Here is an 8622-nt window from a genome sequence, read left to right on the forward strand (position 1 = left end):
CGCCGCGACAGCCTGGTCACGATCCCGATCCCCGCTGCGATCTCAGGCTCCAGCGGGCTTCCGAACAACCACTCTCTACCGGTCAACCAGATTGACGCCACCCGTCAACCTGATTGACACGGGACAGACGACAATCTGGTTGATGCAAAGCGCGCGCGCATTGCATCGTTACTTAGGTTACTTGCGTAAGGTTGTTGCATCAACATTTGGCGCAAGGTGGCGGTCATGCCGAGCGGTGCTGCGGCTGACAGGCGTGAGGTTGGAGCGGTCGGCCCTGATCCGCAGCGCAGACGGGCCGCGATGGAGGCTGCCCGCCAGCGCTACGGGGGCCTGAGTACTGCTGGTAAGCGCAAGTTGCTGGACGAGCTGGAGGCGATCACGGGGTATCACCGCAAATCGCTGCTGCGGCTGCTCAATCGCAAGGCTGCTGCCCCCGTCGAATCAGAAGGGCCGCTCGATCAGGCGTCCCTCAAGCCCCATCCCCGGCGCCGCTATGGCCCCGAGGCAGCAGAGGCGCTGGTGCCGTTGTGGGAAGCGAGTGATCGGTTGTGCGGTAAGCGCCTGGCGGCCCTGCTACCGCTGTTGGTGGAGTCTCTGGAGCAACACGGCCACCTGAACCTGGCGCCGGCGGTGCGTGAGCACGTGCTGGCAATGAGCAGCGCCACGATCGATCGGCTGCTGGCACCGATCCGCAAGGCCAGCGCTGCCAACAACTGGCGGCGGCCGCCGCGGGCCTACAGCGCCGTCAGGCGGCGGGTGCCGGTGCGCACGTTCAAGGGCTGGAGCGATCACAGCGAGCCCGGCTGGCTGGAAATCGATCTGGTGGCTCACTGCGGCGGCCGCATGCAGGGCCCATTTCTGTGGACCCTGATGGCCACGGATATCGCCACGGGCTGGAGCGAAAGCCTGCCGATCCTGGTGCGCGATGGCGCGGTGGTGCTCACGGCCCTGCAGCTGATCCGCCGGCAACTGCCGTTTCCACTGCGGGGGATCGATGCCGACAACGACCCGGTGTTCATGAACAGCCTGATGCAGGCCTGGTGTGACCGGCCGGGCCACCAGATCGTGCTCACCCGCTCCAGGGCGTACCAGAGCAATGACCAGGCCTGGGTGGAGCAGAAGAACGGGATGCTGGTGCGCCGGGTGGTGGGCTACCAGCGGCTGGAGGGTCTGGAGGCGGCCCAGGTGCTGGGCGAGCTGTACGGCGCCCTGCGGCTGTTCACCAACCTGTTCCAGCCATCGTTCAAGCTCAAAAGCAGTGAGCGCGACGGCGGCCGGATCAAACGGCAGCACCACCCACCGCGAACGCCCCTGCAGCGGTTGCTGGCCACTGGCATGCTGAATGAGGAGACGGTCGAACCCTGGCGGGAGCTGCAGCGCCGCAGTGACCCGGTGGCCCTGCTCACCACGATCCGACGCTGCCAGGGACAGTTGGCGGTGCTGGCCAGCGGTGAACAGGGCTCTGCGTTGCAGGCCAGTCGAGTGGAAAGGGATCTGGCTGCTGAGAACCGATCGCTGGAGGTATTCCTGGGCGGGCTGCAGACCCTCTGGCAGAGCAACCAGCCCAGGCGTCGCAAGCCCAAACCCCGCAGCGGCAAGCGCTCCAGGCCCGATCCGTTTGAGCCGGATGTGGAGCGGATTGAGCAATGGCTGCAGACCGAGCCCCAGCTCCAGGCCAAGACGCTGCTGGAGCGTCTGATCCGCCACAACCCGGAGCGCTACGGCGCAAGCCACCTGCGCACCCTGCAGCGGAGCCTGCGCGGTTACCGGCTGCAATGGATCGAGAACGAGATGGCCGCTCTGGCGGTGGCCGGGCCTCCAAGCCTGGTGGAAGGCGAAAGCGTGGAGAAGCCAGTGTTACCAGGCGTCAATTGAAACGGGTAACAAGTTGTTGATGCAAAGCGCGCGTCAACCTGATTGACGTCGGACACCCTGGCCTGGGAAGGTCCGCTCCAGGTGCAGTAGCAGCGTTTGGGGTTCAAGCTGCGGCGACTTCTCGAGCATGGATACCAGCACGGTGTCCCACACGTCCGCCACTGGATCAGCTCGGGTGCGCAACCGCCGTCCAGGCTGCTGCTGTTGGCCCTCGGGCTGGAGCTGCCCCCGATCGATCCGCTGGGCGCTGCCCACCGAGATCCCCACCGCATCAGCCGCCACCTGCTGGCTGAGCCCATCGGCCCGTCTGGCAATGTACCGCTCCTTGATCCGCTACGACAAAGGGGCGGGCATCACAACGCTGCAGACCGGAATCGGAGCCCTGTTATTGCGTCTTGAGACCCGCCTATGTAGCGTGGTGACCCTCCTGCCTAATCGTCGCCGAACAAGTTAGGTTGATCTATAGATGACCGACTCCATAATGCGGTGGCTTCAAGCAACAGATATCAACGAAGCACTCCTTGCCATCCCAGAGATTGAGAGATCAGACGCTAAGGTCTTGAGCGGCAAGTCCAGCCCAGTCTTCAAGACCGCCAATGAAGTCTATCGCTTTGCCACTTCAAGATGGACTGCAGAACAATTCCTGAAGGAAAAGTCTGTACTTGACGAACTCAAGGGGCAAGCTCCTTTCTTCACCCCGATAGTCACGCACTTCAGCACAGAGCCTGTATACATAGCCCAGGAGTTGTTGCCCGGCATCCAGGCCAATTCAGCTTGGTTTTCTCGCCAAGACCCCGACTGCAAGGACAGACTTATTAAGTGCATGGCTTACTTCTTGGCCTGGCTACACGATCTTGATTCATCTAGGTTCAATATTGCAGATACAAAGCATGGAGAAGCTATTGCAGACAGGTTTGACGTGTATATTGACGCGTTTTCTCAATTAGAGCACGGAAAGGAGTTGGCGTCTTTTGCGTCGGACACATTTAGAATGCTTGCGGTTCTTAATACCAGCGATATTCAGCCTTCTCTCCTCCATGGAAACTTTGTCTTGCAGAATTGCTTGGTCGAAGAAAGCACTGCCTCCCTGCTTTCTGTCGTAGATTTTACTGTCTGCTGGATTGGAGACTACCATTGGGACTTTACGGTCCTGCGTGGTGGGGTAGGGGATAGATACTTTGCAAAAATACTGGAAGTCTACTCAAGAATTACACGAAAGATCCCGAACATTTCGCTAATCATGGCCCTTGAGCGCACACAGCTATGCCATTTTCTGTACTGGATCAAAGGCGGTGCTGTTCAAGACGCAATTGTCAGCGACATAAGAAACTGGAGCCCTTTAGACACTGCGAACACTTGAAGCCTGCGCTTTGTGCCCGGCGCTTCTCCTGGAAAAGCTGATTCAAAGTCTTAATTCAAGCTTGGTTCTGGCTTTCTCGTCGGCATCGCCAATAGCGCCGTGATGTCGGGAGTTACGGCCTGCAAGCCGGCTCGGATCGACTGAAATCCAGCCAGTCGGAGCACGGTTGAGGGCTGCCGTTCTCAGCTTGGCCATCGGCCCAGTGACGTGACCCCCTTTGTTGCTCCAGTGCCTATGAGCGCTGATGGGTGAGCAGGCCGCTTCCCATTGCTTGAGACGAAAGATGATGCGACTGGCGTCACTAACCCAGTGAGTTCATTGGCCATAGAGGCCACCGTAATCGCTGCTAACTTATTTGGGAAGGGGCTTTACAGCCATAGCAAACTCAAACTGCAACGGCTTGGCGATCGGTCACCAATCCCACCGCCTCCTTCTCACTGGGCGGCACCAGCACCCTGAACCGCCTCGTCCAGGCGCTCCAGTCAGCCAGGATGGCGCTGGCCTTGGTGCTGCCCGTGAGCTCCAAATGGGCTTGGAGCAAGGGTTTCAGTAGGGCTTCCTGCTCCGGAGTGGAGAGATCACACAGCGTCACCGTCTCGGGGTTGAGGCGATCGGCCAGGCCACCGGCCTCATCCAGCAGGAAGGCCACCCCACCAGTCATCCCCGCCGCCACGTTGCGGCCCGTGGGGCCGAGCACCACCACCACGCCACCGGTCATGTATTCACAGCAGTGGTCGCCCGTGCCCTCCACCACGGCCTTGGCGCCGCTGTTGCGCACGCCGAAGCGCTCGCCGGCGCGGCCCAGGGCAAACAGCTCGCCGCCGGTGGCGCCATAGAGGCATGTGTTGCCGAGGATCACCTGGCTGCCGGGATCACGGCCGCCTGGGGGAGGCAGCACGGTGATGCGGCCCCCGTTGATGCCTTTGCCCACGTAGTCGTTGGCGTCGCCCACCAGGCGCAGGTTCATGCCCTGCAGCAGGAAGGCCCCGAAGCTCTGGCCGGCGGCTCCGGTGAAGCTGAGGTTGAGCTGGCCCAGGAAGCCGCGGTTGCCGTGGCGAGCCGCGATTTCGCCGGCCAGGCGCGCGCCCACGCTGCGGTCGGTGTTGACGATCGCCAGGCTGCGGCTGAGGGCGCCATGGCTTTCGATGGCAGCCATCAGCTCGGGATCCTGCAGCAAGGCGTCTTCCAGGATCGGGCCGTTGCCGTGGGCCTGGGGGTCATGGCGCAGCAGGAGCGCTCCACCGCCTCGGCCAACGGGTCGATCAGGCAGGAAAGATCCAGGCAGCTCGTCTTGGTGAGGGGCACCTCGCGGGCCTGCAGCAGTTCCGTGCGGCCGATCAGGTCTTCGAGGCGGGCCACGCCGAGCACGCTCAGCAGCTGGCGCACCTCCTCGGCCACGAACAGGAAGAAGTTCACCACGTGCTCCGGCAGGCCGGTGAAGCGCTGGCGCAGGGCCTCCTTCTGGGTGGCCACCCCCACCGGGCAGTTGTTGGTGTGGCAGACCCGGGCCATGATGCAGCCCTCGGCGATCATCGCCACCGAGCCGAAGCCATACTCCTCGGCCCCCAGCAGGGCCGCGATCAGCACGTCCCAGCCGGTCTTGAGGCCGCCATCGGCGCGCAGCAGCACCCGATCGCGCAGGCCGTTGCCGAGCAGGGAGCGATGCACCTCGCTCAGGCCCAGCTCCCAGGGAGTGCCGGCGTGTTTGATCGAGCTCAGCGGCGAGGCGCCGGTGCCGCCGTCATGGCCGGAGATCTGGATCACATCGGCATTGGCCTTGGCCACCCCGGCGGCGATCGTGCCGATGCCGATCTCGGCCACCAGCTTCACGCTCACCTTCGCCGCGGGATGAACCTGGTGCAGGTCGTGGATCAGCTGGGCCAGATCTTCAATCGAATAGATGTCATGGTGCGGTGGCGGCGAGATCAGGGCCACTCCGGCCTTGCTGTTGCGCAGCCAGGCGATGTAGGGATCCACCTTGGGGCCGGGCAGCTGGCCGCCTTCGCCGGGCTTGGCGCCCTGGGCCACCTTGATCTCGATCTGCTGGCCGCTGCGCAGGTATTCCGGTGTGACCCCGAAGCGGCCTGAGGCGATCTGTTTGATGGCGGAGCAGGCGCTGTCGCCAGGGCGCAGCCCGCGGATTCCGGGCAGGGTGGCCGAGCGGCCCTCGCCATCCACATCCGGGAGCGGGTGGTAGCGGGCCGGATCCTCGCCTCCCTCACCGCTGTTGCTCTTGCCGCCGATGCGGTTCATCGCCACCGCCAGCACCTCGTGGGCCTCGCGGGACAGGGCGCCCAGGCTCATGCCACCGGTGCAGAAGCGGCTGCAGATGCTCTCCACGCTCTCCACCTGATCCAGGGGCAGGGGGGCCGGGGCGGGCCTGAGCTCCAGCAGGTCGCGCAGGGCGGTGACCGGCCGGTTCTCAAGCAGGGTCTTGTAGGTGGCGAAGTGGTCGTAGCCGGGCCCCTCGGCCACGGCGGCGTGCAGGGCCTTGGCCATGTCCGGGCTGTTGAGGTGGAACTCGCCGCCGGTGCGGTACTGCACGAAGCCCATGAACTCCAGCTTGCTGCGGTTCAGCTCGGGGAAGGCCTTGGCGTGGAAACTGAGGGTCTCGCTGGCCAGGTCAGCCAGGCTCAGCCCAGCCACCCGGCTGGTGGTGCCCGTGAAGGCCAGCTCGATCAGATCGGCACCGATGCCGATCGCCTCGAAGATCTGGGCGCCGTGATAGCTGGCCAGCAGCGAGATGCCGATCTTGGAGAGAATCTTGCGCAGGCCGTCTTCGAGGGCCTTGCGCACGTTGGCCTGCACCTGGGATGGCGTGAGGGCCGGCAGCTTGCCCCGCTCGATCAGCTTCTGGGTCTTGGGGTGGGCCAGCCAGTGGCGGGAGGTCTCCCAGGTGAGCCAGGGGCAGACGGCGCTGGCGCCAAAGCCGATCAGGCAGGCCAGGTGGTGGGTACTCCAGCACTGGGCTGTTTCCACCACCAGGGAGGTCTGCAGCCGCAGCCCTTGGCGCAGCAGGTGATGGTGCACCGCGCCCACCGCCAGCAGGGGCGGGATGTAGGTGGTGGTGGCGGTGGGGGCACCGGTCTGTCCGTCCCGGTCGGTGCGATCCGAGAGCACCAGGATCTGGCTGCCGGTGCGCACGGCCGCCTCGGCTTCGCGGCAGAGATGCTGGATGGCACTCTCGAAACCGGCCGGACCGTCGTCGATCGCCAGCAAGGTACTGAGGGTGCTTGTGGGCAGGCCCTGCTGGCCCAGGGCCTGGAGCTCGACCTCATTCAGCACCGGACTGCCCAGATGCAGCACCGCCGCCGAGGCGGGATCCGGCCGCAGCGGTGAACCGCGCTTGCCCAGGTGCATCTCCAGGCTCATCACCAGCTTTTCGCGCAGCGGGTCGATCGGCGGGTTGGTGACCTGGGCGAAGCGCTGCTTGAAGTAGTCGTAGAGCAGGTGCGGCTTGCTGGAGAGCACCGCCAGGGGGATGTCATCTCCCATGCAGTAGGTGGGCTCCTTGGCCGCACTGGCCATGTCCTCGATCACCAGATCGAAGTCTTCGGCGGTGAAGCCGAAGGCGGTCTGCTGCTGGAGCAGATCGAGGTCACTCAGCTGGCGCTGCTCCTGCCAGGGCTGGCCCAGCAGGCTGCGGCGATGCTCCGCCAGCCACACGGCGTAGGGATGGCGCTCGGCCACCTCCTGCTTCACATCCCAGTTGCGCAGCAGCCGCCCGTTCTCCAGATCCACGGCGAGCATCTGGCCGGGCCCGAGCCGGCCCTTCTCCACGATGCTGCTCTCCTGCACATCCACCACGCCGGTCTCGGAGCCCATCACCACAAAGCCGTCGCTGGTGATGCAGTAGCGGGCCGGGCGCAGGCCGTTGCGGTCGAGGGTGGCGCCCACGCTGCGGCCATCGGCGAACACCAGCAGGGCCGGGCCGTCCCAGGGCTCCTGGGTGCAGGCGGAATACTCATAAAACGCCTGGATGTCAGGCCGGTCGGCCAGCTCGGGCTGATCGCGGAAGGCCTCGGGCACCAGGGTGAGCAGGCTCTCGGTGATCGGCCTGCCGCTGCGCACCAGCAGCTCCAGGGTGGCGTCGAGATTGGCCGAGTCGCTGAAGGCGGGGTTCACCACCGGGCGCAGGTCGGCCGCGGCATGGCCCCACACCGCCTCGAGGTTCACCTCGGAGGCCTTGGCCCAGTTGATGTTGCCGAGCAGGGTGTTGATCTCGCCGTTGTGGCCCAGCAGGCGCATCGGCTGGGCCAGGGGCCAGCGGGGCAGGGTGTTGGTGCTGAAGCGGCGGTGATACACCGCAAAACTCACCGCAAAACGGGGATCGCGCAGGTCGGCGTAGAAGGCGGCCAGCACCTCCGAGCGCACCATGCCCTTGTACACAACCGTGCGGTTGCTGAGGGAGGCGAAGTAGAGGTCGTGCGGACCGGGGCCCCAGGCCTCGCGGGCCCGGTCGCCGCAGCGGCGCCGCAGGCGGAACAGCAGCCCCTCGAGCCCGTCACCATCCACATCGGCAGCCAGCAGCCACTGCTCGATCAGCGGCGCCGTGGAGCGGGCCATCGGGCCCAGCACGGCGGGATCCACGGGCACGGCTCGCCAGCCAAGGGAGCGGAGTCCCAGGCTGGCCGCCTCCGCCTCACAGAAGGCGCGGGCCTGGTCGCGGCGCGCAGGGTCGGCGGGCAGGAACACCATGCCCAGTCCGCGGGGTTCGCCTGCGGCTGCCGCCGCCGCAGGCCAGACGGCCTCCAGATAGGTCCAGGGGATGCCGCAGAGCACGCCAGCGCCATCGCCCGAGTCACCGTCCCCGCCGCAGCCGCCGCGGTGCTCCATGCAGCCCAGTCCCCGCAGGGCCTGCTGCAGCACCCAATGGGACGTCTGGCCGTTCAACGCGGCCAGGAAGCCCACCCCGCAGGCGTCCTTTTCACCGGCCACGGCCGCCGGAGCGGGGCTGTCGCAGTGGGGCCAAACAGGGCGGGTCAGTCGTGGCATAGCCCAGGGCTTCTGGAATGGGGTGTCAGCCGGCCAACCGGTGGGCCAACGTCCCCCGTGAGGGGACATGCGGCAACCGAGCCTTGACAGCAGAGACTTTGATCTTAGGGATCCCTGTCCTCCAGAAAGGTTGAGGCAGCACAGTTGGGCGGCAGGGCTAGCTTCGGCTGGCATGCACGGCCTGGATGGATTCCGTCAGAGCGAGCCGGCCGCCCCAGCAACCCGCGCGCCGCCCCCGGGGGGCGGAACAGGCCGCGGCGTGGGCAGGACATGGCATCCAACGCAAACCTCAAAAGAAACTAAATGAACCCTGCTAAGCGAGTCCATCCTAGAAATCGACTATCTTGTCTTTAGTTCTCATAAATTCAGGCACGCAAACAGTCGTCAAACAC

At 65.1% G+C, this 8622-nt stretch carries 2 protein-coding genes and 1 pseudogene; 2 read left to right on the top strand and 1 reads right to left on the bottom strand.

Annotation, left to right across the window (positions count from 1 at the left end):
- Positions 1–300: 300 nt before the first annotated feature.
- Complete coding sequence (locus IQ220_RS15360; protein ID WP_193916423.1) at positions 301–1875, top strand: transposase; 1575 nt, start codon at positions 301–303, stop codon at positions 1873–1875.
- 466 nt (positions 1876–2341) lie between these two features.
- Positions 2342–3235 carry a phosphotransferase family protein gene (locus tag IQ220_RS15365; protein WP_193916426.1) on the top strand — a complete coding sequence of 298 codons (894 nt, stop codon included), beginning with the start codon at positions 2342–2344 and terminating at the stop codon, positions 3233–3235.
- A gap of 385 nt (positions 3236–3620) precedes the next feature.
- Here the strand turns inward: IQ220_RS15365 and gltB are convergent.
- Positions 3621–8230 (bottom strand): annotated as a pseudogene (gene gltB / locus IQ220_RS15370) (glutamate synthase large subunit).
- Positions 8231–8622: the final 392 nt, after the last annotated feature.

The sequence above is a fragment of the Cyanobium sp. LEGE 06113 genome (genome assembly GCF_015207615.1).